This is a genomic window from Micromonospora trifolii, from assembly GCF_022229005.1.
Classification (GTDB): Bacteria; Actinomycetota; Actinomycetes; order Mycobacteriales; family Micromonosporaceae; genus Micromonospora; species Micromonospora trifolii.
The window spans coordinates 23370-48410 of record NZ_JAKKFD010000020.1 but is presented as its reverse complement, the minus strand read 5'-3'; the positions used below and the strand labels follow the sequence as shown (position 1 = coordinate 48410).

The following is a 25041-nucleotide window of genomic DNA, read 5'->3' as shown; positions in this document are numbered from 1 at the left end:
ATGGAGAGACCATCGGTCAGTCGCCGGCTCGGAGTACCTCGCTCAGCCGGTCGCGTCGCCGCAGCGCCGACTCGACAGGTACGACAGTGGCGGCCGCCGCCAGCAGCGCCACGCTCACCAGGCCCAGCAGCCACCACGGCAGGACAGCGGCCGGGTCGGCGGCTTGGCCGGTGAGCAGCCGCAGGTCGAGCGGGCCGAGCGTCAGGCGTGCGAGCAGAGCCCCGAGCAGCGGGCCACATACCGCGGTGACGACGACCGGCGGCAGCAGCTCTCCGGCGGCGACCCAGCGGGCGTCGCGTGGTCGCAGGCCCAGGGTTCGCAGCCGGGTCAGGGTCTGCCACCGCTGCGACGCACCGGCGGCGGCGGCGAGCGTGAGGCCGAGCAACCCCAGCGCCAGCAGCACGGCGGCGGCCGTCCACGCCAGCCGTACCAGCCCCGCGGTCAGCGGAGCCACCCGCTGCGCCCGCAGCACGTCCGCCCGCAGCACGACGTCGGCGGCGACGCCGGTGTTCGACACGGCCCGCGCCGCGCCGGGCCCGGTCACCCAGACGGTGTTCGCGGCGACGGGCAGCCCGGCGTCGGCGAGGGCCGCGGCGTCCACGATGACGACGTCGTCGGTGCCGCCGACGGAGGGAGCGGTACCGACCGCGGCGAGACGGATCGCCGGGCCGCTCTCCCGGGGTAGCTGCAGCGGCATGCCGGTCCGCAGCGCGCCGTCGCTCGATCGCACCAGTGCCGGCACGTCCCCGGTGCCAGGACGGGGTGCCGTGAGCCGGGTCAACGCCGGAGCGTCGGGCAGCGCAGTGGTGGCCAGCAGGCGCTGGAACGCGGCGGTGTCCACGACGACCAGGCGTGGGGTGAGCAGTGTCGATTCGCTGAAGACGCGTGCCGAGTCGGTGACCTGCGCGACGACGACCTGCTCCACCCCGGGTGCGGCGGCGATGCGCTCGGCGAGTGCGGGCGTGGCGGCCTCGGCGTCCGCGCCGACGTCGAGGCGGGCGTCGGCGCCGACGGTGCTCCACGCGCCGTCGGCCAGGCCCCGGGTGACGGTGGCGCCGAGGATGAGCGCGAACGACGCGAGCGCCGTGGTGCTGACCAGAACCAGCAGCGGCAGCGTGCGCCCGGCCGTTGTGGCCGCCTGGGCGGCACCGAACACGGCCAGCGGGCGGCGCGAGCGCAGGGCCTGTCGGAGGGCGAAGCGCGCCCCGAGGGGCAGTAGCCGGAGCAGGACGAGCGCGCCGACGAGCGCGCCCAGGGCGAGGGCGCTGATCGGCAGGATCAGGTCGCCGGTCAGCTCATTGGTGTCGCCGTCGGAGTCCAGGGGCAGGAGCCCGCGCTGGCGCAGTGTGACGAAGGCGGCGACCGCGGCGATCAGGACAGCGGCCTCCACGGCGGCGCGGCGCAACTCGCCGGTGGCCCGGATCCAGCGCCGAGCGGCCTGGTTGGCGGGTTGGCGCCGGTCGCGGCTGGCGCGGGCGGCGGCGAGGGTGCCGAACGCCGGGCCGGCGACGGCACCGGCCAGGACCACGGGAACGGCCCAGGTCCACGAGACGCCCGGAGCAGCCGCGCGGGCGAGCGCGAGCCCGACGGCGGCGGCCGACACCGACACCACTGTGGACTCGATGATCAGTTCCGCACCGAGGTCGGGTAGCGCCGCCCCACGCTGCCGGGCGGCGCTCAACACCGGGGTACGGCGGCGGACCAGCAGGTCGGCGGCGAGCAGCAGGACCAGCACCGTGGCGGTCAGCACCCCGGCGAGCAGGACGGCGGCCTGTGCGGACGCCGCGCTGTTCCGTGTACTGGCGTCGCGCAGGACGGTGTCGAGCTGCGACTGCCACTTCAGGGACTGGTCGCGGTCGATCGACGAGCCGGAGGCTGCCTTGAGCTTGACCACCTGGCTGGCGAGCGCCGCGGTGGCGTCCCAGGTGAGCGCCTCGGGCTCGGGCGCGAACTGGACGGTGCGCCGCAGTTCGTCCTCGTCGACGGCGAGCCGGGCGTCCGGTAACGACTCGCGCGACAGCAGGCCGGCGAACCGGGTGGTCCCCGCGCCGTCGGCACCGGGCACGGGGCGCAGTAGCGCCGGGGCGAGTCGCCAGGCAGGGGCGGTGCTGTCCGCGGGTCGGTAGATCCCGCTGATCCGGACGTCTCTGTCGCGACCCCGGCCGTCCTTGACCGGAATTCGATCGCCGGGGCCGAGGTCGAGTGCGGTGGCGTCCACCTCGGAGAGGCCGACCTGCACCGGCCAGGGCGGTCCGTCGTAGGGGGTCTCGACGTACTCGTCGGAGACGGTGGGGCCGGGTGGGCTGCCGGCGAGCCAGGCCACGTCCGGGCCGCCGGCGTCGCCGGCCAGGTAGGTGAACTGGAAGGTACGCGGCACACTGCCGTCGGTGAGGTTGAGGATCGGGCCGTGGACAGCGGCGATGGGTGGGAGCAGCGCGGCGTCCAGGTCGGGCCCGAGCGCGTCGGTCGCTTGGGCGCGGAAGTCGTCGAGGTCCTCGGCGAGCCGGGGCATCCGGACCCGCCCGCCGGTCGGCCCGTCGTCGCGTTCCCAGTTGGCGTGGACGAGGACGTTCGAGTCGGTGCCGGCGCGGCGGACCGTGTCCTGGACGGCGTTGTCGGCGGCGGCGCGGAGCAGCGGCGGCGCGGCCCCGGCGAGCAGCGCGACGGCCGCGATGACGGCGGCGGTGAGCAGCAGCGGTCCGGCGTCGGTACGGCCACGGCCACGAATGCTGGGCCAGTGCAGCGCCAGCCGCCAGCGGGTCAGCCACCGTTTCACGGCGCCACCCGCAGGTGCGCGGCGTCGGCCCGGCGGACCTGAACGGTGACCACGACCGCGACCGCCAACACGCATCCGGCCAGCAGTACGGCGAGGAGTGCGGCCTCGGCTGGCCACGGCCAGTGTGGCTGGGTGGCCGGGACGGGCGTGGCGCCGGTGCCGGAGCGCACGAGCAGGGGAGCGACGACACGGGTGGCGAGCGCGCCGACGACCGCGCCTGCCGCGAGCAGGGGCAGCAGCACGCCGGCGTGCTGGCCGAGCAGCACGGCCCGGATGTCGCGCCGGGACATCCCCAGGCCGCGCAGCCGCGCCACCTCGACGGCGCGGACGTGTAGATCACAGGTGACGTGCAGGACGACGCCGGCGAGCAGCAGCAGGGCCGCAGCCGGGACGATGAGCCGGAGCGCGGCCGGCAGCCCGGCGCTCAGCGGGCCGCCGATGAGGCGGGCGGTCTCCGCCTCACGGGTCGCGACGGTGCCCAGATTCAGGGCGGTGGCCCGCTCGGCGGCACCGGGACGGGCTGGGTGGCCGACCCACCAGGCGTCGACCGGGAACGTCAGGTTGCCGGTGACGGCGCGTGCCCGGGACAGCGTGTCCAGGTCGGCCAGGACGGCGACGGCGCCAGGGGCGGACGGTACGGACGGCACGACCTCGGTGACGACGACCGGGACGGGCGTGATGCCGACAGTGACGCTGAGCTGGCTGCCGCTCTCGGCGCCGACCTCGCTGGCAAAGCGGGCGGAGACGGCGACGGGCACCGGTCCGGGGTCCGGGAAGGCAGTGGCGACGAGGGTCCGGGCGGCGTCCTCGGCGCCGCCGAGGTCGACGGTCGCGGCCATCCGCAGCGCGGTTCCCGTCGGCGTGGCGGACACCCCGACGGTCAGGTCGCGCAACCTGCTCGGGATCGGCGGCGCCGACGTGGCGGTCCAATCCGATCCGTCAGTGGACCTCTCCGCCGACCCGGCGGGCGGCACGGTGAGTGTGACGGCTACGGCGACGGGTCCGCCGACCTCGTCGGCGGTGACCGGCAGGGCTACCGCGACGAGGCGCAGCCCGTCAGCTGTCGCGCAGGCGGGCAGCCGAAACGCCTGGCCGTCGAGCGGTACGGCGGGACCGGTGCAGGACGTGCGTAGGCCGCTGGCGTCCTGGAGCAGCAGCCGGGGCGTCACGACGAGCGGGCTGTCGCCGTCGGCGGTCCCGCTCAGGACGAGCGGGACGCCAGCCGGAACGGCGAGGCCGGTGACCCGGGTGCGGGGTGCCAGCGCGGCGCCCACGTCCGCCCAACCGCGGTCGCCGTCCAGCCGCCCGCGCAGCAGCGCGTCGGCGCGGGTGGTGTCGACGGCGACCAGGCGCGGCGCATCCCCGGCGCTGCCGAGCCACTGACCGACGGCGGTACCACGGTGGAGTACCGGACTCACGGCCCCCGCGGTGGCCGCGCTGACGACCGCGCCGTCTCCGGCCACCGGCGCCGTGCTGAGGGTGAGTGCCAGGTCGGTGCCGACGGAGAGCGCGGCCTGGTCGCGCTGCGACTGGTGCCACGTGTTGTCGAAGGCGAGGCCGAAGGTTCCGGCCGCGCAGGCCAGGCCGACGAGCAGCCCGGCGGCGACCGCCTGGGGCCGGCGGGCGGTCTCGGCGACCGCCAGCGGAAGCGCCAGCCCGCGGGCACGGAACGCCAACCGGTCGGCGCCGCGAAGGGCGGGCATCACCACCCGAAGAGCCAGGGCGGCGCCCGCGGTGAGCAGCAGCGCCGGCGCGAGCACCCGGACCGCGTCGGCACGCGGGCTGGCGGTGGTGGGCTGTGCGTACAGCTGCCACCATCCGACGGCGGCGAACACCGCGAGCATCAGGTCGACGCCGGATCGGGCCAGCAGTTCGCGGCGGGTGCGCTGGTCGCCGGCTGCCGGGACGGGCCGGATCGCCAGGACGATGAGTACGGCGGCGAGCACCAGCGCTCCGCCGGCGACCGCGAGGACCTGGGCATCGGTGATGGCCGGCCGGACGGTCAGGCCGGCGCCGTCCAGCGGCGGCAGGTGGGTCAGGCCGGCGTGCAGTGCCGACGAGGCCGGCATCGCGAGCGCTGCGGCGACGGCGGCGACGAGCCCGGCCTCGAGTGTCGCGGTGGCGGCGAGTTGGCGACGGCTGGCGCCCAGGGCGGATCGCAGGGCCGTCTCGTCGGCGCGGATGCCAGTGGTCAGCCGGCCGGCGAGGACGAGTGCCGTCGCGGCCAGGACGCCGCCGAGCGCGGCGATGGCGAGCACGACCGCGGCGGTGACGTGCCGTTGGTCCTCAGCTGAGCGCAGGGTCGCCGGCAGCTCGGAGGAGACGCGTGCGAGTCGGACGCGGTCGCCGAGGGTGCCCGCCAGCAGGCGGTCGGCGTCGCGGACGGCCCCGGCCACGGTCTCCAGGTCGTGGCGCTCGGGGTGGGACAGGTCCGGATGGGCGGTGACCTCCATCCGGTCGACTGTGGCACCGGTGGTGACCAGGTCGGCGAGGTCGACGAGGAACGGGCCGTAGGCGTTGACCGGCTGCATGAAGCGGCCGTCCCGGTAGCCGGTGGCGGAGCCGGCAGCGGCCAGCGGGTCGCGGTCCCAGCCGCGCCCCGGCAGTGGGCGGACCACACCGACGACGAGCACGTCGATGGCCGGGACGGGCGCGTGGGCCAGTTCGGCGCCGAGGCGCACCCGGCGGCCGGGGGTGAGGCCGAGCAGGTGTGCGGTGGACTCCAGCAGCACCGCGTCGCCAGGGTGCTGTGGCCAGCGCCCGGTCACCAGCTCGCTCCGGGTCGGCAGGTCGTCCAGCCCCGACAGGTACGCCTGGGCTGCGACTGTGGTGCCCTCGGCGAGCCCGGGCGGCAGCGCCCGCAGCACTGTCGACGCCCGCGCGGTTGTCGTCACCGGGAACGGTGCGAGCGTGGAGGCCACCGCGGTGCGGGTGTCGGCGGCGACGGACGGCGTGTTCGGGCCCTCGACGGTGCCGGTGTAGACGGTCACGTCGACCGCGGCGGGGGCGGTGCGGGCCATGGCGACCTCCAGTGCCCGCTCGGCGGTGCGGGTGACCAGCAGGGTGCAGGTACCCAGCACTGTCGCGCCGATAGTGACGACCCCGAGGAGGGCTGCCAGCAACGGCCACTGCGCGCGGGCGCGCCGGCTGACCAGCCTCATCGTCGCGTCACCCGGCGTCCGGCGCGGGCGCGTACGGCGGCCCGGCTGCCTGCTCGTCGAGGTGCCCGTCGTGGATGCCGATCACCCGGTCGGCCAGGGCCATCATCACCGCGTCGTGCGTCGACACCAGCACGGTGACGCCTTCGGATTCGACTATCCCGCGCAGCAGGGCCATCACCGACAGGCCTGTCTCGGCGTCCAGTTGCCCGGTGGGCTCGTCGGCGAGCAGAAGCTGGGGCGAGGCGGCCAGCGCGCGGGCGATCGCGACCCGCTGCTGCTGGCCGCCGGACAGCTCGGCCGGCCGCTGTCGGGCGTGGTCGGCCAGGCCGATCAGCTCCAGCAGCAACTCGACCCGCCGCTCGCGCTCGATGGGGGCGACGCGGGCCATCCGCAGCGGGGCCGCGACGTTTTCCGCCGCCGACAGCACCGGGATCAACCCGAAGCTCTGGAAGACGTACGACACCTTCTCGCGCCGCAGCCGGGACAGGCCGTCCTCGTCGAGCGCGGTCACGTCGGTGCCGTCGACGTGCACGGTGCCGGCGTCCGGGCGGTCCAGGCCGCCGATGACGTTGAGCAGGGTGGTCTTGCCCGAGCCGGACCGGCCGACGAGCGCCACCATCGAACCGGCGGCCACGTCGAACGACACACCGCGCAGGGCGTGCACCACTGTCGGCCCGGTGCGGAAGCGCCGGTGTACGCCGCGCACGCTGAGCAGCGGCTCGCTACTCATTCGCCACTTCCCGAGTCGGGGCGGATCGTGATGTGGTCGGGTTCCAGGGCCAGCCGGACCCGTCGGGTCAGCGCCAGCGCCTGGCGGAAATCGCGGGGCACCTGGACCCGCCCGGCCCGGTCCATCACGGCGTACTCCTCGGCGATCATGTGCGTGTCGCCCTCCGCGTCGGTGGTGGTGCGGCGCAGCACCTCGCTGCTGGTGCGCCCGTCCCGGATCGCGACGGTCCGTTCGACCTGGCCGCTGACCTCCGGATCGTGGGTGACCACGACGACTGTGACGCCGTAGCGCCGGTTGACGTCCCGCAGCACGCCGAAGACCTCCGCGGACGTGGCGGCGTCCAGCTCGCCGGTCGGCTCGTCGGCGAGCAGGACCCGTGGCTGGTTGGCCAGCGCCACAGCGATCGCGACGCGCATCTGCTGCCCTCCGGAGAGCTGCCCGGGGCGCCGATCGGCGCAGTCGGCGACACCGAGGCTGTCCAGCAGTTCGGCCGCGCGCTCCCGGCGCTCCTTCTTCGCGGTGCGGGCCGCCGTCATCGGCAGGTCCACCATCTCCCGTGCGGTCAGGTACGGGATCAGGTTGCTCGCCGTCTGCTGCCGTACGAACCCGACGGTGCGCCGCCGGTAGTCCACCCGGTCGGCGCGGGACATCGTCAGCAGATTCCATGTGTCGACCCGGACCCGCCCGGCGGTGGGGGCGTCGATGCCGGCCAGGATGGAGAGCAGTGTCGACTTGCCCGACCCGGAGGCACCGACGACGGCGACCAGCTCGCCGCTCTCCACGGCCAGGTCCAGTCCTTGCAGTGCCTGCACCTCGATCGAACCGGTCTGGTAGATCCGCACCAGGTTCTCGCAGACGATGAGCGCGTCCCGGCCGAACTCGGGCGTCCGCGCGGATGGCTGCGGCAGGGACAGCGGCGTGCTGGACATGCCCTTCTCCGTCCGGGTCGTGCGCCTCGATTGCCCGTGCTGACGCAGATTGAAGCAGTTTCGCAACAGCCGGCTCTGTTGACCATGCCCGGGGTGGCTTTCCTGCATTCTGGGCGAGGGTCCACCGCCGCGACCCTCCACCAGCCGAGGCCGGATTTCGCTGTGGTGGATCGTGAACCTGCCGGGCGTCCACGCCGACTGAACAGGCGAAGGAGGGCCGATGAGCGATGAGTTGCTGGTGGTCCGCTGCCAGTTGGGTGAACGGGAGGCGTTCGCCGAGTTGGTGCAGGGCTGGCATCCGGCGGTCGAGCGGTACGTCGGGCGGATGCTCGGTGGGTCCGACGACGATGTGGTGCAGGAGATCTGGTTGGCGGTCTTCAAGGGGTTGCCGAAGTTGCGGCAGCCGGAACGGTTCACCCCATGGCTGTTCATCATCGCCCGCCGGGCGGTGATGAACCGGTTGCGGGACGCGTACGCCCGCCCGGAGCCCGAACCTGTCGACGACCTGCCGGGCGCCGACGAGGCCGAGGAGGTCGTCAACCGGGAGACGCTGGCCGGGGCGCTGGCGGCGCTCCCCGCTCGGGAACGGGAGGTGCTTCTGCTGTTCCACCTGGAGGATCAGCCGCTGGACGCCTGCGCGCAGATCTGCGGCGTACCCGTCGGCACGGTCAAGTCGCGGCTCAACCGGGCCCGCAGGTTGTTACGCCACGAGCTGGTGCGGAAGGGGTACGAGGCATGACTCCGGAAGAGGTGCTGGCGCGCCTGGACGCGCCGTTGTCGCTGCGCAGGCGGGTCGGCTACCTGGCGCTGGCCTTCACCGGTCTCACCGCGAGCGCCCTGATCGGGCTGCTCTGGGCCACCGAGCCCGGGTTGCCGACGCGCACGAACGTGGCCTTCGCCGTCCTGGTGGCGATCGGCCTGTGCTGGGCGGTGTTCGGTGGCTGGGCCGTGACCCGACGGGCTCCGCTGTTCGCCAGGGACCGGGTGGTCGCCGGCTGGCTCGGCATCGCCGCCTGGCTGGCATTCGGCGTTGGCGCGTTGGCCATCAGCCTGCTCCGACACGAATTGGAGCCGGCGTTGCTGGGCGTGGTGCTCCTACTCGGCGCGGTGGCGGCGCTGAACCTGCGGGCGGCCCGTCGGACGCGAGCGGCGTTGCTGCGCCGCAGGAGTGAGCTGGCCGGGCAGGCGACGGGCAACAGGTGAACACGTCTGTCGTCAGCGTTCGCGGACCACCGCGACCGGGCAGGCGGCGTGTTGGATGAGCTGTTGACTCACCGAGCCGAGCAGCATGCCGGCCAGCCCGCCCCGGCCCCGGCTGCCGACCACTACCAGCCGCGCGTCCCGACTCGCCTCGATCAGCATCGTCGACGGGCTTGTCGACTCCAGGTCGACGGTCACCGCCAGGTCGGGGAACGTTCGCCGCCACGGCTCCAGCGCCTGCTCCACGGCGGCGCGCTCGTCGGGCACCCCGGCCGCCCCGCCGGGGCCCGGTGTCCAGGCGTGCAGGACGCGCAGAGGCAGCTGCCGCTGCGCCGCCCGTTCGGCAGCGAAGCCGAGCGCCACCAGCGACGGGTCCGAGCCGTCCACCCCGACCGTCACCGGGTGGTTCGACGTGTCGGTCGCGGCGCTGCCGGCCCCGTCCCGGACCACCACGACCGGGCAGTGGGCGTGCGCGGCGACCGAGACCGCCGTCGACCCGGCGAGCAGGCCGCCGAAGCCGCCGTGACCCCGGCTGCCGAGCACCAGCATCCCGGCCTCGGCCGAGCGTTCCTGCAACACCAGCGCGGGCGGCCCGTCGTACACCTCGCCGGTGATCCGCAGCCCGGGGTTCGCCGCTGTGGCGTCCGCCGCGGCGCTGCGGACCAGGTCCTCGACCTGCCGGCGGGCGGTGTCGTCCGGCCACACGCCGGGGGCCACGCCCGGGCCGACCCAACTGGCCACTGTCAGCCATTCGAAGACGTACGCCAGCCGCACCGGCTGGCCGCTGTGCCGCGCCTCCTCCACGGCCCAGTTCAGGGCCACCGAGGCGTCGGTCGAGCCGTCGTAGCCGACCAGGATCTCCGCGTCGCGCACGTCGTCCTCCTTCAGGGGGTGGTCGGGTCGGTTTCGCGGACCCAGCGCCACTCGGCGACCTGGGGGTCGTCCTCGCCGTACTCGCGGGTGTAGTCGCGGGCCGCCTGCCGGGCGTCGACCATCCGTTGGCGCAGGTGCGCGGCGCTGGCGGCCAGCCCGGGCACCCGGTCGATGACGTCGATGACCAGGTGGAAGCGGTCCAGGTCGTTGAGCATCACCATGTCGAACGGGGTGGTGGTGGTGCCCTCTTCCTTGTAACCGCGCACGTGCAGGTTGTCGTGGTTGCTGCGGCGGTAGGTGAGTCGGTGGATCAGCCACGGATAACCGTGGTACGCGAAGATGACCGGCCGGTCCTCGGTGAAGATGGTGTCGAACTCGTTGTCGGTCAGGCCGTGTGGATGCTCGGTGTCCGGCTGGAGCCGCATCAGGTCGACCACGTTGACCAGGCGCACCTTCAACGCCGGCAGGTTCTGCCGCAGCAGCTCGACGGCGGCCAACGTCTCCAGGGTGGGCACGTCTCCGCAGCAGGCGAGCACCACGTCCGGTTCGGTGCCGCCGTCGTTGCTGGCCCACTCCCAGATGCCCAGGCCACGCCGGGTGTGCTGGATCGCCTCGGTCATCGTCAGCCAGTTCGGGGCGGCCTGCTTACCGGCCACCACCACGTTGATGTAGTGCCGACTGCGCAGGCAGTGGTCCATCGTGGCGAGCAGTGTGTTGGCGTCCGGCGGCAGATAGACCCGCACCACCTCGGCCTTCTTGTTGACGACGTGGTCGATGAAGCCCGGGTCCTGGTGGGAGAAGCCGTTGTGGTCCTGCCGCCAGACGTGGCTGGACAGCAGGTAGTTCAGCGAGGCGATCGGCTGCCGCCAGGGGATGGCACGGGTCACCTTCAGCCACTTGGCGTGCTGGTTGAGCATCGAGTCGACGATGTGGATGAACGCCTCGTAGCTGGTGAACACGCCGTGCCTGCCGGTCAGCAGGTAGCCCTCCAGCCAACCCTGGCACAGGTGCTCGGAGAGCACCTCCATCACCCGCCCGTCGGGGGAGAGGTGGTCGTCGCCGGGCACTGTGGCGGCCACCCAGACCCGGTCGGTCACCTCGAACGCCGCACCCAGCCGGTTCGACGCGACCTCGTCCGGGCCGAACAGCCGGAACGTCTGGGGGTTGGCGCTGATGACGTCGCGGATCCACGGACCGAGGACCCCTGTCGCGCCGGCGATCGGCGTACCCGGCTCGGGTACCTCCACGCCGTAGTCGCGGAAGTCCGGCAGGGTCAGGTCGCGCAGCACCACGCCGCCGTTTGTCACCGGGTTGGCGCTCATCCGCCGGTCACCGCGCGGCGGCAGCGCCAGTAGTTCCTCCACCGGTGCGCCGGTAGCGTCGAACAGCTCCTCCGGCCGGTAGCTGCGCAGCCAGTGCTCCAGTTCGGCCCGGTGCGCCGGGTTGTCGCGGACGCCCGACAGTGGCACCTGGTGGGCGCGGTAGGTGCCCTCCACCCGGGTGCCGTCGACCTCACGCGGGCCGGTCCAGCCCTTTGGCGTCCGCAGAATGATCATCGGCCAGCGGGGACGTTCGACGACTCCTCCGGAGCGGGCCCGCCGTTGGATCTCGGCGATCTCGCTCAGCACGCGGTCCAGGGTCGCGGCGAGGGTCCGGTGCACCCGGGCGGGTTCGTCACCGGCCACCACGTACGGCTGGTAGCCCGAACCGCGCATGAGGTCGAGCAGGTCGGTCTCGGGGATCCGGGACAGCACGGTCGGGTTGGCGATCTTGTAGCCGTTGAGGTGCAGGATGGGCAGCACCGCGCCGTCGCGCGCCGGGTTGAGGAACACGTCGGAGAGCCAACTGCCGGCCAGCGGCCCGGTCTCCGCCTCGCCGTCGCCGATCACGCAGGCCACCAGCAGGTCCGGGTTGTCGAACGCGGCGCCGTAGGCGTGGCTCAACGCGTACCCGAGTTCGCCGCCCTCGTGGATCGAACCCGGCACGTCCGCAGCGACATGGCTGGGGATGCCGCCCGGGAAGGAGAACTGGCGGAAGAGCCGGGACATCCCGGCCTCGTCGCGGGCCACGTCGTGGTAGCGCTCCGACCAGGTGCCCTCCAACCAGGTGTTCGCCACGATGGCCGGACCGCCGTGGCCGGGGCCGGTGACCAGCATGGCGTTGAGGTCGCGCGCCACGATCACCCGGTTGAGGTGGGCGTAGATCAGGTTGAGGCCGGGGCTGGTGCCCCAGTGCCCGAGCAGCCGGGGTTTGATGTCGTCGGGGGTCAGCGGCTCGCGCAGCAGCGGATTGTCCAGCAGGTAGATCTGCCCGACGGTGAGGTAGTTCGCGGCGCGCCAGTAGGCGTCCAGCCGACGCAGCTCGTCGTCGGTGAGGGCGCGGTGCACGTCGAGAGCGGTCTCCATCATGCTGCCTCTCGCGGGTAGGAGTGGGGCGTACGGCCTGGCCACTGCGGACGCCCGGGGTCAGGGCCGTTGGTCCCGCACCGGGCGGGCGCCGGGCCCGGTCAACGGTGCCTCGGCCAGGCCGCGGACGACGACCACCGGGGCCGGGGAGTGGTAGAGCAGGGACTGGGCGACCGCGCCCAGCATGGCCCGGCCCGGTTCGTCGCCGCGGGCGGCGACCAGCGCCAGCTGCGCGTTGCGGGAGGTGTCGATCAGCACCTCGGCGGGGTCGCCGCGTACCACGCGACACTCGGTCGGCACTGTGTTGTCGCGGCCTGCGTGCCGGGCCAGTGCCTCGGTGAGCTGCTCGGCGACCGCGTCGGTGTCCTCGTCGTACTCCACCGCCCGCAGCGCCAGCAGCCGCGCGCCCCGGCGGGCCGCGCACTCCACGGCCCACTGGAGGGCGAGGTGTGAGCTGGGAGAGCCGTCCACGCCCACCAGCACCGGGCCCTGCGGCGGCGGCTCACGCCGGACCACCAACAGGGGGCAGCCGGCGCGCGCGGCCAACTGCACGGCCGTCGTCTCGGCCGGAACGCACTGGCCGCTGCCCGCCATGCCGCTGTCGCCGACGGCCAGCAGGAAGGTGCCCTCCGAGCGGCGGATGAGGGTGGGCAGCATGGTGCTCTCGACGATCTCCCCGCGTACGGTCAGCCCCGGCTCGGTCTGGTGGGCGAGCTGGGCGGCGCGGGTGATCAGTTCTTCGGCCTGGTCGCGGGGTGCGGCGACGGTGTCCGCGGCGAAGGCCACGCGCCAGTCGAAGGTGTGCAGCAGGTGCAGTGGCCGGCCGTGTCCGGCGGCCTCCTGCGCGGCCTGTACGACGACCGGAAGGTCGAGTTCCGACCCGAGGCCGACCAGCACCGCTGCGTCGGCGGGTGCGGCCATCCGATATCACCTCCCGGGCGTCGCGCCCGGCACGACCAAGCTGTCCCTGACCGAGGGTAGTCGGATGAGCACGGTGGCGCTGCGTCGTTGCGTTATCGCCCGCTCGCCTCCCTGGAGAGGACTCGCTCCCAGTCGACAGTGCGGGCCCAGTCGGCGTAGCGGTGCCAGGCGACGTCGGGGTGTGCGGCGTGCAGCGCGTCGACGTCGACGAAGTCGGTGTTGTCCTCGAAGCGCTGGAACATGTCGGCGATCTCGTCGCCGGCCCACTGCCGGACCTGGTCCAACGGCAGCTGCTGGTACGGAATCTCGCGGCCGAGGACGTCGCTGAGGATGCCGGCCGCCTCCTCGCCGGTCACCCGGTCGGAGACGACGTCGATCCGCTCGCCGACGAACCGCTCGGGGTGCTCGATGGCGTGCACGGCGAGGCCGGCGATGTCCCGGACGGTGACCTGGTCCAGCGGCTTGCCTCCGGAGAGCGGGTTGGTCAGGACGCCGTCGGTGAGGCGGCTGAACCCGGTGTTCAGGACGTTCTCCATGAAGTAGACCGGCGCGAGGACTGTCGCGCGTACCTGCTGCCTGCGCAGGTACGCCTCGATGTGCTGTTTGCTGTCGGCGTGGTCGATGTCCGTCTCGACCATCCGGTCGGCGCCGCGTACCGAGGAGTAGACGAGGTGCGCCTCGGCCGCCGCGTCGACCAGAAGGCGACCCTGGGCGACCTCCTCGTTCTTCCCGCCGGATCCGAACGGCACGGACAGCCCGAAGACGGCGTCGACACCGTGGGCGGCGTCGGCGAGCGCCACCGGGTCGCCCAGGTCACCGACGACGAGCCGTGCTCCGGCGGCGGACAGCGCCCGGGCGGGCGGCGACTCGGGTGAGCGCACGTAGGCGACGACGTCGTGGCCGTGCTGGAGCAGCAGATCGGCGACGGCGCCGCCCTGCCGCCCGGTGGCGCCGATGACGAGAACTGTGGTCACAGAAAGGCTCCTTGCTCGCGGATCGGGGACGCCGCTGATCCTCTGGCCTCAACCATGGTTGAGGTCAAGCGGTACCGTCGGTCCATGCCGAGGCCCCGCACCACGTTTCACGAACTCACCGTCGGGCAGGTCGCCGACCGCAGCGGTGTCGCCATCTCGGCCCTGCACTTCTACGAGCGCAAGGGCCTCATCCGCAGCACGCGGACGGCGAGCAACCAGCGCCGGTACAGCCGTGACACCCTGCGGCGGGTCGCGTTCATCAGGGCCTCCCAGCACGTCGGCATCTCGCTGACGGCGATCCGCGAGGCCTTGGACCAACTGCCCAGCGAACGCACGCCGACCCCCGACGACTGGGCTCGGCTGTCGGCGGCCTGGCGTACCGAGCTCGACGCTCGCATCGCGCAGTTGCAGGCACTCCGCGACGACCTCAGTGACTGCATCGGCTGCGGCTGCCTGTCGCTGCGGGCCTGTCATCTGACCAACCCCCGCGACGTGCTCGGTCGTGAGGGCTCCGGACCGCGCCGGCTGCTGTCGCCACGAACCGAGCATGTCAACCGGGGTTGACAGTAGAGGAGTTGTCAACGTATGTTGACGGCATGAGTCAGGCGACAGAACTCGCGGCGGCAGCCGGCAGCACCGACCCCCGGGTCGGGCTGCGCGCCGTCCGCGCGCTCAGCCGGCTGCTCGAGCGGCTCGAGGTGGTCCAGGTCGACAACGCCCGACGACAGGGCTGGTCCTGGCAGGAGATCGCCGACGCGCTCGAGGTCAGCCGGCAGGCAGTGCACAAGAAGCACGCCGGGCGACCGGCGGTCAACTCATCCTGGGAGGCGTGATGTTCGAACGATTCACCGACCGGGCGCGCGGCGTGGTGCGACGGGCGCTGGAGGAGGCGCGGGTCGAGGGTCAGCGGCCGGTCGGCACCGAGCACCTGCTTCTCGCCCTGCTCGCCGACGACGCCGGGCTGGCCAGCCGGGTGCTCGTCGACGCCGGCGTACGCGCCGACGACCTTCGCGAACGCGTCCGGCGACACACAGCCAGCGGCGGCGCCGGCCTCGGCGACGCGGACGCGGCGGCCCTGCGGGAGATCGGCATCGACCTGGCCGCGATCGTGGCCCGCATCGAACAGTCCTTCGGCCCGGACGCGCTACGGGAGGCGGTCCCGGCGCCGCGCCGCCGTTGGGGGCGTAAGCGGTACCTCGGCGGCCCCTTCTCGCCCCGCTCGAAGAAGGCGCTGGAGCTGTCCCTGCGGGAGGCCATCCGGCTGCGCCACCGCCACATCGGCACCGAACACATCCTGCTCGGGGTGCTCCGGGAGGGCAACGGGCTGGGCGCGTTGGTGCTCACCGAGTCCGGGGCCGACCTCGACGATCTGCGCCGGCGGGTGGAGCTCGCGCTGCGGGCGGCTGCCTGACGGGTGGGGCCGGGTTGAAACCTGTCTGTGGCACTTCCGACGCGCGCCGGTCGCCGGGTCGCTGAAGCCGTCCGGGTGCTGCACACTGGCGCCGTGGATGCTGGACAGGACAGGCGGCCCTCGGGCGGCGACGGCGGGTTGCGCTCCGCGGTGGTGGTCAACCCGGTCAAGGTCGACGATCTCGACGAGTTGCGCCGCACCGTCGACGACGCCGTGACCGCTGCCGGCTGGCCCGCACCGCAGTGGCACGAGACGACAGTCGACGACCCGGGTCGCGGCCAGACCGAGCAGGCCGTCAAGGACGGCGTCGACCTGGTCTTCGCCTGCGGGGGCGACGGCACGGTGATGTCCTGCGTCAGCGGGTTGGTCGGCACCGACGTGGCCCTCGCCGTGCTGCCGCAGGGCACCGGCAATCTGCTCGCCGCCAACCTGGGGCTCTCCACCGACCTGGCCGCCGGGTTGCAGGTCGCCGTCGAACGCGGCCGACGGCTGCTCGACGTCGGCGCCGTCGAGGACAAGTACTTCACAGTGATGGCCGGCATGGGCTTCGACGCCCAGATGCTCGAAGCCACCAACGAGACCACCAAGGCCCGCATCGGCTGGCCGGCGTACGTGATGGGTGCCGCCCGTCACCTGCGGGACCGGCCGATGCGGGTGCAGATCCGCATCGACGACCGGCCGCCGCTGCGCCGCCGGGCCCGTTCGGTCCTGATCGCCAACGTCGGTCGGCTGCAGGGCGGCGTGACACTGCTGACCGAGGCCGAGCCGGACGACGGCTGGCTCGACGTCGCAGTGCTCACGCCGCGCAACCTGCGGCACTGGCTCGCGCTCGGCTGGGCGGTGATCCGCCGCAGCGGCCAGGTGCCGCAGCTGGAGGTGTTCCGGGGTCGACGCGTCGTGGTCACCAGCAACCGGGCGCAACCTCGGGAGTTGGACGGCGACCTGATCTCCCCGGGCCGGCAGTTGCGGGCGGAGGTCCGACCGCAGGCGCTCTGGCTCTGCGTCCCCCAGCCCGAGGACGCCCCCGACCTGGCCGTCGACGCGCAAGGTGCAGGGGAGCGGGGCGAGCAGCTGATCGAGGAAGCCCGCCGTGAGTAGTACCCGCATCGTGCCGGAGACCCGGCTGATGGCCGACGAGGAGCTGTCCGCCGACGACGCCTGGCACACACTGCGCGGGCAGGGCGGCTGGCACCTGCTGCGGGATGCGTTCATCCGGTTCCGCTACGGCGACGGGTTCAGCCACTCCCGGGCCTTCGCGCTGCAACTCTGCCTCGCCGTGGTGCCGTTCCTGATCGCCCTCACCGGCCTGATCAGCGAGTTGGGCGTCGAGGAGGGCGGCCAGGTGGTCGCCGACACCGTCCTGGCGCTCACCCCCGGCCAGAGTTCGCAGATGGTCGCCGAGCTGCTCGGCGAGGGCGAACGCGTCGAGGACGCGGGGGAGCTGGCGCTCACCCTCGGTCTGCTCACCGGCCTGTTCGCGCTCACCACCACGATGGCCCAGATCGAGCGGGGCGCCAACCGCATCTACGGCGTCGAGCGGGACCGTCCGGCGCTGCGCAAATACCTGCGGGCCGCCGTGCTGGCCGTCACCGCCGGTCTGCCCGCGCTCGCCGGCTTCCTGATCCTGGTCGGTGGCGGCGCGATGGGCGACTCGGTCCGCGAACACTACGAGTGGGGCGCGTTCGCCAACGGCATCTGGGACGTGATCCGCTTTCCGCTGAGTCTCGGGCTGACCGTCGTCGCCGTGGCCGTGCTGTTCCGACACGCGCCGCGCCGCAACCAGCCCGGCCTGTCCTGGCTGCTGTTCGGCGCGGGCATCGCCACAGCGCTGTGGTGGCTGGCCAGCCTGCTGCTCGCTGCCTACGTGCGGTTCAGTGACGGTTTCGGGCAGACCTACGGCGCCCTGACCGGCATGATGGCGCTGCTGCTCTGGGCCAACCTGACCGGGATGGCGCTCTTCGGTGGGCTGGCCTTCGCCGCCCAACTGGAGGCGCTGCGCATCGGTGCCCGAGAGCCCGCCCAACCGGATCTGTGGGAGCCCGACCCGGACCGCGCCGAGCTGTACGACACCGGGGACATGTCGGCGCTCTAGCGGCACCGGCGTGTACGACGGACGCGGATCGGGTAAAGCGCCTCGCCAGAGGCGACAAGGGAGGTGCGGGGTGACCGCGGTCAAAGAGGTGGCTCGGCGTCCGATCGGTCATTTCGCCGAACGGAGCATTGCCGGTCTGGTGGCCGTCACCGGTGCCGGGGTGGCCTTCGGGCTGCTGTTGTTGCTCGTCCGGGTGCAGTGGAGCCCGCTCCAGGATGTCGACCACGGGCTCGCCGAGTGGTTCAACGGGCTCGTCGCCCCGCACCACGCGCTGGTCACAGTGCTCCAGGCGGTGACGGACCTGGGCGGCCGACCGATCCTCATCTGGCTGGTCACCATCGCCGTGGTCGGGCTGCTGATCCGGCGGCAGCCTCGACTCGCCGTCTACCTGATCATCACGGGGGTCGGTGGCCTGATCCTCGACCCGTCACTGAAGACCCTTGTCGGCCGGCTTCGCCCGGTAGTGGACGTGCCGATCGCCAGCGCGCCCGGCAACAGCTTCCCGAGCGGGCACGCGCTCGGCTCGTTCGTCGCGTACGGAGCGCTGCTGCTGGTGTTCCTGCCGGCGATGGCGCCCCGCTGGCGCAAGCCGGCCATCGTCGGCGTCGGTGTGCTGGTGGCACTGGTCGGGCTGACCCGGATCGCGCTGGGCGTGCACTTCGTCTCCGACGTGCTGGCTGCCTGGCTGCTCGGGGCCGCCTGGCTGGGCGTCACCGCGTACGCCTTCCGACTGTGGCGGCGGGAGCGGGGACGGCCGGTGCCGCCGCTGACCGAGGGCCTGGAGCCGGAGGCGGGGCACGACATCGCCCCCGCCCCGGCCGAGGAACACGTGTTGGCCCACCCCCGCTCGGCGGTGGCCGAGCTACTGGTCGGCTGGGTGATCGTGTTCGGTGCGCTGTACGGCTTCGGCACGTATGTCAGCTACCACGCCAAGGGCACCTTCTTCGACACCCTCGACACGAAGGTGCCGCAGTGGTTCGCCGAGCGGCACACCGAGGTGCTGACCGACGTCAGCTGGTGGTGGAGCAAGTTCGGTGACACCCATGCCATCCTGCTGATCTCGCTGGTGTTCTGCCCGCTGGTGTTGGCGGTGTGGCGGCGCTGGCGCCCGGTGCTCTTCGTGGCGCTGGCGATGGTGGGGGAGTTGACCCTCTTCCTCGCGTCGGCCCGCGCGATCGACCGGCCGCGTCCGCCGGTGGAGAACCTGGACGGGCAGATGCCCACGTCGTCGTTCCCGTCCGGGCACATCGCGGCCACCATCTGCGTCTGGCTGGCGATCACCCTGATCGTCTTCCCGCGTACCGACAGGTGGTGGCGTTGGATCTTCGTGGCGCTGGCCGTGCTCATGCCGGTCGGGGTGGCCACGTCCCGGATGTACCGGGGGATGCACCACCCGACCGACTTCATGGGCGCGATCCTGCTCTCCGCGCTCTGGATCGGGCTGCTCTACCTGGTGATCCGCCCGAACGAGGACCTGAAGGAAGGCAACCAACCAGCCATCGAGTCGGAGGACGTGGACACCCTCGACGACGAGCTGGCGCGGGCCGGCCGAGCCGACTAGGCGCCGCCGTCGTGCTGCGGGTGATGACCTGGAACATCCGCACTGGCGGCCGGGATCGCGGCGGCCCCGACCGGTTGGATCAGGTGGTCCAGGTCATCGACGAGCAGGCGCCGGACGTGCTCGCCCTCCAGGAGTTGCGCGGCTTCGACCGGGACGGGTTGATGGCCACCGTGGCGGGCCGGGTGGGGATGACGCCCAACCTGGCCCGGTCCTGCTTCGGGCAGCCGGTGGCGGTGCTGGTCCGGCCGCCGTACCGGGTCGTCGACGCCGGGTCGGTGCGCCGTCCGTTCCACCACGCCGCCGCCCGCGTCGTGGTGGCCACGTCCGCCGGCCCGTTCACAGTGCTCGGCACCCACCTCTACCCGTACTCGGGAGGCCGGCGGCGGATGGAGGTCGACTGGTTGGTCGCCGCGATGCGCCGCAACCAGGGGCCCCTGACGCTGGTCACCGGTGACCTCAACTCGCTCGACCCGACAGTGGACCACACGGCCCGGCTGGCCGGCATGCCCACCCTCTACCGGCGGCGGCACCTACGTCGCTCCGGTGACGCCGTGGACACCCGCGCGATCGCCCGGCTGCTCGCCGCCGGCCTGGTCGACCTCTGGCCGTCAGCCAACGTCGACGCGCCGGAGGCCGCCGGCCACACAGTGCCCACCCGACTCGGCGGGGCCGAGTTCGCCGGGATGCGGCTGGACTACCTGCTCGGCAGCACCGCGGTGGCGCAGCGGGTCCTGGAGTGTCGGGTGATCCGCGACGGCGTGGCGGCCACCGCCTCCGACCACTATCCGCTGCTCGCCACGCTGGAGTTGTCTCCCGGCTGACGCCACCGTCGGTCCACGCTGCCGGCGGCCACCAGGGCGTGGCGCGGGCCGATTACCGTGCCACCGTGACCGACCGCCGCACCCCCCGCTCACCGCTGCCCGGTCCGCCGAACGATCACCGTGCCACGCCGGCGAGGGCACGTCGCGAGGCCGACCCACTGGCCTCGGGCAGGGCGCAGCCGGCCGCCGTCGCGCCCCCGCTCGTCGCGGCCGTCGCGCGCGGTGTGGCGCTGGTCGTGGTGCTGCCGGTACGCCTGCTCTGGGAGCTGATCGTGGCTGCCGGCCGGCTGCTGCACCGGTACCTGCTCCGCCCGGCGGGCCGGTTCCTGCGCCGCTGGCTGCTGGCCCCGCTGGCCTGGCTTCTGCACCGGCTGGTCTGGCTTCCGCTGGTCTGGTGCGCCCGGCACCTGCTGTGGCGCCCACTGGTGTGGGTCGTCCGCACGGTGATCTGGCCCGCGCTGCTCTGGTTGAACCGCCATGGGCTGCGCCCAACCCTCGTGGTCCTCGGGCGCGTGCTGGTCTGGCTCGCCGAGCACCTGCTCCTGTGGCCGCTGCGATTGGTGGGCGCGGTGCTCACGCCCGTCGGTCGGTTGGTCGGCGCCGCGGTGGCCGGTGCGTGGCGGACGGCCGGCCGGGTGCTGCGACCGCTCTACCGACTGCTGCTGCGCCCCCTCGGGCAAGGATTGCGCTGGCTGTGGCGGGCCACCGTCGCGCCCGCGGCCCGCTGGGCCGGCCGTTCGGTGCTCGACCCGGCCCGGCTGGCCGTGCGGGAGGTGCTCAGCGCCCTGGGCCTGCGCCGATGAGACGTGCGGGGCTCAGAGCACCAGATTCAGCAGGACGGTCAGCACCACCGAGGCCACGATCGAGAAGAGGATCATCAGGAGGCAGCCGAGGCCCCCGCCGAGCGGGCGGATCTCCGTGTTGCCGAAGCGCATGACGTTCACCTGTCCGTGAGTGCGGGATGAGGGGCGAGTAGGTGCCGGATCGCGTCCGCGACGGCCGTCGGGGCGGTCGTGACCACGTTGTGCGCGGCACCGGCAACGACCACCAGGGCCGCCTCCGGCACCAGCCGCGTCGCCTCGTCCCGCCACCGGTCCGGCACGACCGGGTCACGATCGCCGGTCACGACGACGGTCGGCGCGCTGACCCGGACGAGGTCCGCCTCGATGGCGTTGCGCACCGAGTGCGACAGCGTGGCGAGGACCCGCCAGGGTCGGGCGTTCCAGACGTCGCGCACCAGGATCGGGGCCTGGAGCGGTGCCTCGTGCAGGCTGTCCACCAACCAACGACCGAACTGGGCCCGTCGGGACCGGGCCGCCGGGTCACTGGTCGGGCCGGCCAACACCAGCGCGCGTACCGCATCAGGGTGGGTCGCGGCGACCGCGGCGGCCACCTCCGCGCCGAACGAGTGCCCCAGCAGGCAGACCGGCGGCAGGTGGTACGCGGCCAGCCAGGCGGCCAGGTGGTCGGCGTGCCGGCGGACGTCGTACGCGCCCCGGGGGTGTTCGGTCAGCCCGAAGCCGGGCAGGTCCGGCACGTACACCTGATGGGTGGTGGCGAGCGCGACGGCCAGCGGGGTGAGATACCGGTGCGAAACCGCCAGGCCGTGCACGAGCACCACGGGTGGCGCCCCGGTCCCCGGGTCGGCGCTGCGGCGGGTGTGGGTGCGCAGTCCGTCGACGACCCGCCACTCGCTGGTCAGTCCGCCGGCCGCCCGGGGCGCGGCCATGGCGAGCCGCAGCTCGGCCGGCCCGAACGGGCCGACGGCGCTGCGGCGGATCGACCCGGGCGGCCGGGGTGCCGCACCTCTGGTCACAGCTCGCGCAGTCGGGGCAGCAGTTGCTCCTGCGCCCAGTCCAGGAACATCGGCTGGGTCTCCCCACCGACCTGGATGATCGCCACGTGGGTGAAGCCGGCGTCGACGAACTTGCGGAACGCCTCGACGTGCGCGTCCGTGTCCGGACCGCAGGAGACGCCCTCGGCGACGTCCTCCTCGCGGACGAACTGGGTGGCGGCGGCGAAGGAGTCCGGGCCGGGCAGGTCGGCGTTGACCTTCCAACCCATGCCGAACCAGCGGAACTGGTCGTGCACGATCTTGCGGCACTCCGCCTCGTCGGGGCCGTAGCAGATGGCCACCTGACCGTAGCGGGGCTGGCCGGCGCCCCCGGCGTCGTCGTACATCTCGATGATGTGCCGGTCGGGTTCGGTGGAGATCAGGCCGTTGCCGTACTCGGCGGCCAGCGTCGCGGACTGTCGACCGGACGCGGCGATGGCCATCGGCACCGGCCGTTCCGGGCGGTCCCAGACGTAGGCGTCGGGCACGTCGAAGTGGTTGCCGGAGAAGGTCAGCGTCTCCCCGTTGAGCAGCGGCCGGATGATCTGCAACGCCTCCTCGAACATCTCGTGCCGCTGCTGGACGTGCGGCCAGCCGCCGACCACGTGCTCGTTCAGGTTCTCCCCGGCGCCCAGCCCCAGCGTGAAGCGGCCGTCCGAGAGCGCCCCGATGGTGCTGGCCTTCTGCGCGACCACGGCCGGGTGGTAGCGGCGGATGGGGCAGGTCACGAAGGACATCAGCTGCGCGCGGGAGGTGGCGTGAGCGACCGCGCCGAGCACCGACCAGGCGTAAGGGGAGTGGCCCTGGGAGTCCAGCCAGGGGTAGTAGTGGTCGGACATCACCAGCTGGTCGAAACCAGCCGCTTCGGCGCGTACCGCATGGTCCACCAGCTGCTTGGGCCCGGCCTGCTCGCTCATCAGGGTGTAGCCGACGCTGACCATCCTGGTATCCCCTCTCGCTGACGGATCGTTCCCGGGATACCCCGGTGCACGGCGGTCAACCCTCCCGTCCGGTTCGGGCTGCCGCGGTGCTTGACGGATCCCGGTCGCCTGCCTACCGTCGCTCTTAACCGGTTAAGAGCCGGGTGTGGCGCACATCCTGTGGTGGGGATGACCGCCCCGCGACGGCCCGCGTCCGCGTGGGCCGTTGCGGCTGTCCGGGCTGCGGGCCCGTCAACTGAACCGGTTGCGAAGACTAATCCATCGTCCTACGCTGATGCCTGCGCCGAGAGCCGGGCGCGGCTGCCGGGCTGCAGCCGCCTTCCCCTGTCACATCCCCACCCCTGTCGGGCACCGGGGGTCCTCCCTGAGGAAGGCCATGAAGACTCGACTCTCCGCCGCCGGCGCGACTCTGCTCGCGTTGCTCGTCACAGTGCTGGCATTCGGCCAGCCGGCACACGCCGCGGCCGGTTTCTCCGTCGCAGACGGCAAGTTGTACGACGCCAACGGCGCCGAATTCATCATGCGCGGCGTCAACCACGCGCACACCTGGTACCCGCAGCAGACCAGCTCGTTCGCCGACGTGAAGGCGCTCGGCGCGAACACCGTGCGGGTGGTGCTCTCCAGCGGCGACCGGTGGACCCGCAACACCAACGCCGACGTCGCCAACGTCATCTCGCTCTGCAAGGCCAACCGGCTGATCTGCGTGCTGGAGGTGCACGACACCACCGGGTACGGCGAGCAGAGCGGGGCGATCACCCTCGACCGGGCCGTCGACTACTGGCTCAGCCTCGCCGACGTCCTCGCCGGCCAGGAGAGGTACGTCATCGTCAACATCGGCAACGAGCCGTACGGCAACCAGAACTACGCCTCGTGGGCCACCGACAACGCCAATGCGATCAAGCGTCTGCGGGCCGGCGGGTTGACCCACACGATCATGGTCGACGCGCCGAACTGGGGGCAGGACTGGTCGTTCACCATGCGCGACAACGCCGCGTCGGTCTTCGCCGCCGACCCGGCCCGCAACACGGTGTTCTCCATCCACATGTACGGGGTGTTCGACACCGCCGCGGAGATCAGCGACTACCTGGGCCGGTTCCGCGCTGCCGGGCTGCCCATCGTGGTCGGTGAGTTCGGCTTCAACCACTCCGACGGCAACCCGGACGAGGACGCCATCCTCGCGTACAGCCAGGCCAACGGGATCGGCTGGCTGGGCTGGTCGTGGAGCGGCAACGGCGGCGGCGTCGAGTATCTCGACCTGGCCACCAACTTCAACCCGGCGAGCCTGACCGACTGGGGTCAGCGCCTCTTCAACGGCGTCAACGGCATCCGGCAGACCGCCCGCGAGGCCAGCGTCTTCGGCGGCACCCCACCGCCGACCACCCCACCGCCGACCACCCCACCGCCGACCACGCCTCCGCCCACCACGCCTCCGCCGATCGGTGGCTGCACGGCGACGTACACGGTGACCAACCAGTGGCAGGGCGGCTTCCAGGGTGAGGTGCGGGTGACCGCCGGCGCGAGGGCGATCACCGGTTGGACCGCCGGCTGGACCTTCGCCAACGGCCAGCGCGTCACCCAGTCCTGGAATGTGGCCCTCACCAGCAGCGGAACCACTGTGGCCGCCCGCAACACCGACTACAACGGACGGCTGGCCGCCGGGGCCAGCGTCAGTTTCGGCTTCCTCGGCAGTTGGACCGGCACCAACAGCCTGCCGGCGGTGAGCTGCACGGCGAGCTGACCGTTGGACCGGTGGCCGGGTCCGCGTCGGGCCCGGCCACCGGAAACCGTACTGCTCAGTGCTCCCCGGCCAGGTTCACGACGACCACCCCGGCGATGATCAATGCGATGCCGGTGAGCTTGGCGAACCCCACCGACTCACCCAGGAACACCGCCCCGATCGCCACGATGGCCGCGGTGCCCAGACCCGACCAGAGGGCGTACGCCACCCCCACGGGGATCTCCTTGACGGCCTGGGCCAGCAGGAGGAACGCCAGCGCGTAGCCGCCGAGACACGCCACCGTCGGCCAGAGCCGACTGAACCCGGCGGTGCTCTTGATCAGGCTCGTCGCCACCACCTCGGCGAGGATGGCGATCCCCAGCAGCACGTACGGCATGCGTCCCCTTGCTCCCTGGTGGTCGATGAAGCCCGTCGCCACCCAGGCTAGTGCCGGCGATGCCCCCGCCCGGCCGACCCGTCGGCGTGCCGTCGGTGCGGCCCAAGCATCTGCCACAGAACGCCTTTGGAGCTGATGTCACAAACGAATCGGGCGCCGCAAGGATCGGGCGCCGCAAGGATCGGGCGCCGCAAGGATCGGGCGCCGCAAGGATCGGGCGCCGCAAGGATCGGGCGTTGCAACGTCACATCCGAGTCGGGCGCGCGGGCCAGGCACCCGTCCCGGTGGGTGAATCGTT

At 72.8% G+C, this 25041-nt stretch carries 22 protein-coding genes; 11 read left to right on the top strand and 11 right to left on the bottom strand.

Annotation, left to right across the window (positions count from 1 at the left end; all coding sequences use genetic code 11):
* Positions 1-16 precede the first annotated feature (16 nt).
* The 4 genes from NIE79_RS13180 to NIE79_RS13165 are packed head-to-tail and all read right to left on the bottom strand — an operon-like array spanning position 17 to position 7596.
* Positions 17-2776, bottom strand: coding sequence for an FtsX-like permease family protein (locus NIE79_RS13180; protein ID WP_238678829.1), 2760 nt, complete (start codon positions 2774-2776; stop codon positions 17-19).
* Positions 2773-5937, bottom strand: coding sequence for an FtsX-like permease family protein (locus NIE79_RS13175; RefSeq protein WP_238678828.1), 3165 nt, complete (start codon positions 5935-5937; stop codon positions 2773-2775). The genes NIE79_RS13180 and NIE79_RS13175 overlap by 4 nt, the downstream gene beginning before the upstream one ends.
* Positions 5938-5944: 7 nt before the next feature.
* Positions 5945-6667 carry an ABC transporter ATP-binding protein gene (locus NIE79_RS13170; protein ID WP_238678827.1) on the bottom strand — a complete coding sequence of 241 codons (723 nt, stop codon included), beginning with the start codon at positions 6665-6667 and terminating at the stop codon, positions 5945-5947.
* Entirely contained in the window at positions 6664-7596 is a 933-nt protein-coding gene (locus NIE79_RS13165) for an ABC transporter ATP-binding protein (protein WP_238678826.1), read from the bottom strand. Before NIE79_RS13165 ends, NIE79_RS13170 begins: the two co-directional genes overlap by 4 nt.
* Before the next feature lie 220 nt (positions 7597-7816).
* On the opposite strand from NIE79_RS13165, the gene NIE79_RS13160 reads away from it, so the two are divergent.
* Together NIE79_RS13160 and NIE79_RS13155 are read left to right on the top strand one after the other, a co-directional pair.
* Positions 7817-8335: an RNA polymerase sigma factor gene (locus NIE79_RS13160; protein ID WP_238678825.1), complete on the top strand. Its 519-nt coding sequence runs from the start codon at positions 7817-7819 to the stop codon at positions 8333-8335.
* Positions 8332-8799, top strand: coding sequence for a hypothetical protein (locus NIE79_RS13155; RefSeq protein ID WP_238678824.1), 468 nt, complete (start codon positions 8332-8334; stop codon positions 8797-8799). Before NIE79_RS13160 ends, NIE79_RS13155 begins: the two co-directional genes overlap by 4 nt.
* A gap of 12 nt (positions 8800-8811) precedes the next feature.
* Here the strand turns inward: NIE79_RS13155 and NIE79_RS13150 are convergent, their stop codons facing one another.
* The 4 genes from NIE79_RS13150 to NIE79_RS13135 form a co-directional block, all read right to left on the bottom strand.
* Positions 8812-9669, bottom strand: coding sequence for a universal stress protein (locus tag NIE79_RS13150; RefSeq protein WP_238678823.1), 858 nt, complete (start codon positions 9667-9669; stop codon positions 8812-8814).
* Positions 9670-9680: 11 nt separating this feature from the next.
* Positions 9681-12074, bottom strand: a complete 2394-nt coding sequence (locus NIE79_RS13145; RefSeq protein WP_238678926.1) for a phosphoketolase family protein — start codon at positions 12072-12074, stop codon at positions 9681-9683.
* A gap of 60 nt (positions 12075-12134) precedes the next feature.
* On the bottom strand, positions 12135-12995 hold the full coding sequence (locus NIE79_RS13140) for a universal stress protein (RefSeq protein ID WP_238678822.1): 861 nt from the start codon (positions 12993-12995) through the stop codon (positions 12135-12137).
* A 92-nt stretch (positions 12996-13087) separates the two neighbouring features.
* Entirely contained in the window at positions 13088-13969 is an 882-nt protein-coding gene (locus NIE79_RS13135; protein ID WP_238678821.1) for an NmrA/HSCARG family protein, read from the bottom strand.
* A gap of 84 nt (positions 13970-14053) precedes the next feature.
* Between NIE79_RS13135 and soxR the strand changes: the two genes are divergently transcribed.
* From soxR to NIE79_RS13095, 8 genes are all read left to right on the top strand, one after another.
* Positions 14054-14533, top strand: a complete 480-nt coding sequence (gene soxR / locus NIE79_RS13130) for a redox-sensitive transcriptional activator SoxR (RefSeq protein WP_238678820.1) — start codon at positions 14054-14056, stop codon at positions 14531-14533.
* A 32-nt stretch (positions 14534-14565) separates the two neighbouring features.
* Positions 14566-14802 (top strand): HTH domain-containing protein, encoded by a 237-nt coding sequence (locus tag NIE79_RS13125; RefSeq protein WP_238678819.1) that lies wholly within the window; start codon positions 14566-14568, stop codon positions 14800-14802.
* The gene (locus NIE79_RS13120; RefSeq protein WP_238678925.1) at positions 14802-15380 is read left to right on the top strand and encodes a Clp protease N-terminal domain-containing protein; all 579 of its coding nucleotides are present in this window, start codon (positions 14802-14804) and stop codon (positions 15378-15380) included. Before NIE79_RS13125 ends, NIE79_RS13120 begins: the two co-directional genes overlap by 1 nt.
* 93 nt (positions 15381-15473) lie before the next feature.
* Entirely contained in the window at positions 15474-16478 is a 1005-nt protein-coding gene (locus NIE79_RS13115) for a diacylglycerol/lipid kinase family protein (protein ID WP_238678818.1), read from the top strand.
* The gene (locus NIE79_RS13110; protein ID WP_238678817.1) at positions 16471-17472 is read left to right on the top strand and encodes a YihY/virulence factor BrkB family protein; all 1002 of its coding nucleotides are present in this window, start codon (positions 16471-16473) and stop codon (positions 17470-17472) included. The genes NIE79_RS13115 and NIE79_RS13110 overlap by 8 nt, the downstream gene beginning before the upstream one ends.
* A 70-nt stretch (positions 17473-17542) precedes the next feature.
* Positions 17543-19033 (top strand): phosphatase PAP2 family protein, encoded by a 1491-nt coding sequence (locus NIE79_RS13105; RefSeq protein WP_238678816.1) that lies wholly within the window; start codon positions 17543-17545, stop codon positions 19031-19033.
* An 11-nt stretch (positions 19034-19044) separates the two neighbouring features.
* Positions 19045-19854, top strand: a complete 810-nt coding sequence (locus NIE79_RS13100) for an endonuclease/exonuclease/phosphatase family protein (protein WP_238678815.1) — start codon at positions 19045-19047, stop codon at positions 19852-19854.
* A gap of 65 nt (positions 19855-19919) precedes the next feature.
* Entirely contained in the window at positions 19920-20657 is a 738-nt protein-coding gene (locus tag NIE79_RS13095) for a hypothetical protein (RefSeq protein ID WP_238678814.1), read from the top strand.
* Between the two features lie 137 nt (positions 20658-20794).
* Here the strand turns inward: NIE79_RS13095 and NIE79_RS13090 are convergent, their stop codons facing one another.
* Complete coding sequence (locus tag NIE79_RS13090) at positions 20795-21670, bottom strand: alpha/beta fold hydrolase (protein WP_238678813.1); 876 nt, start codon at positions 21668-21670, stop codon at positions 20795-20797.
* Complete coding sequence (locus NIE79_RS13085; RefSeq protein WP_238678812.1) at positions 21667-22629, bottom strand: TIGR03557 family F420-dependent LLM class oxidoreductase; 963 nt, start codon at positions 22627-22629, stop codon at positions 21667-21669. Before NIE79_RS13085 ends, NIE79_RS13090 begins: the two co-directional genes overlap by 4 nt.
* Positions 22630-23005: 376 nt before the next feature.
* Here NIE79_RS13085 and NIE79_RS13080 point away from each other — a divergent pair, with 376 nt between their 5' ends.
* Positions 23006-24367 carry a cellulase family glycosylhydrolase gene (locus NIE79_RS13080; protein WP_238678811.1) on the top strand — a complete coding sequence of 454 codons (1362 nt, stop codon included), beginning with the start codon at positions 23006-23008 and terminating at the stop codon, positions 24365-24367.
* Between the two features lie 55 nt (positions 24368-24422).
* Here the strand turns inward: NIE79_RS13080 and NIE79_RS13075 are convergent, their stop codons facing one another.
* Positions 24423-24860, bottom strand: a complete 438-nt coding sequence (locus NIE79_RS13075) for a DMT family transporter (protein WP_443677166.1) — start codon at positions 24858-24860, stop codon at positions 24423-24425.
* Positions 24861-25041: the final 181 nt, after the last annotated feature.

What these genes read in the sequence shown, in the direction of transcription:
- NIE79_RS13175 (WP_238678828.1), bottom strand. Translation starts at nt 5,937, where the DNA reads ATGAGGCTGGTCAGCCGGCGCGCCCGCGCGCAGTGGCCGTTGCTGGCA.
- NIE79_RS13170 (WP_238678827.1), bottom strand. Translation starts at nt 6,667, where the DNA reads ATGAGTAGCGAGCCGCTGCTCAGCGTGCGCGGCGTACACCGGCGCTTC.
- NIE79_RS13165 (WP_238678826.1), bottom strand. Translation starts at nt 7,596, where the DNA reads ATGTCCAGCACGCCGCTGTCCCTGCCGCAGCCATCCGCGCGGACGCCC.
- NIE79_RS13160 (WP_238678825.1), top strand. Translation starts at nt 7,817, where the DNA reads ATGAGCGATGAGTTGCTGGTGGTCCGCTGCCAGTTGGGTGAACGGGAG.
- NIE79_RS13155 (WP_238678824.1), top strand. Translation starts at nt 8,332, where the DNA reads ATGACTCCGGAAGAGGTGCTGGCGCGCCTGGACGCGCCGTTGTCGCTG.
- NIE79_RS13145 (WP_238678926.1), bottom strand. Translation starts at nt 12,074, where the DNA reads ATGGAGACCGCTCTCGACGTGCACCGCGCCCTCACCGACGACGAGCTG.
- NIE79_RS13140 (WP_238678822.1), bottom strand. Translation starts at nt 12,995, where the DNA reads ATGGCCGCACCCGCCGACGCAGCGGTGCTGGTCGGCCTCGGGTCGGAA.
- soxR (WP_238678820.1), top strand. Translation starts at nt 14,054, where the DNA reads ATGCCGAGGCCCCGCACCACGTTTCACGAACTCACCGTCGGGCAGGTC.
- NIE79_RS13125 (WP_238678819.1), top strand. Translation starts at nt 14,566, where the DNA reads ATGAGTCAGGCGACAGAACTCGCGGCGGCAGCCGGCAGCACCGACCCC.
- NIE79_RS13120 (WP_238678925.1), top strand. Translation starts at nt 14,802, where the DNA reads ATGTTCGAACGATTCACCGACCGGGCGCGCGGCGTGGTGCGACGGGCG.
- NIE79_RS13085 (WP_238678812.1), bottom strand. Translation starts at nt 22,629, where the DNA reads ATGGTCAGCGTCGGCTACACCCTGATGAGCGAGCAGGCCGGGCCCAAG.
- NIE79_RS13080 (WP_238678811.1), top strand. Translation starts at nt 23,006, where the DNA reads ATGAAGACTCGACTCTCCGCCGCCGGCGCGACTCTGCTCGCGTTGCTC.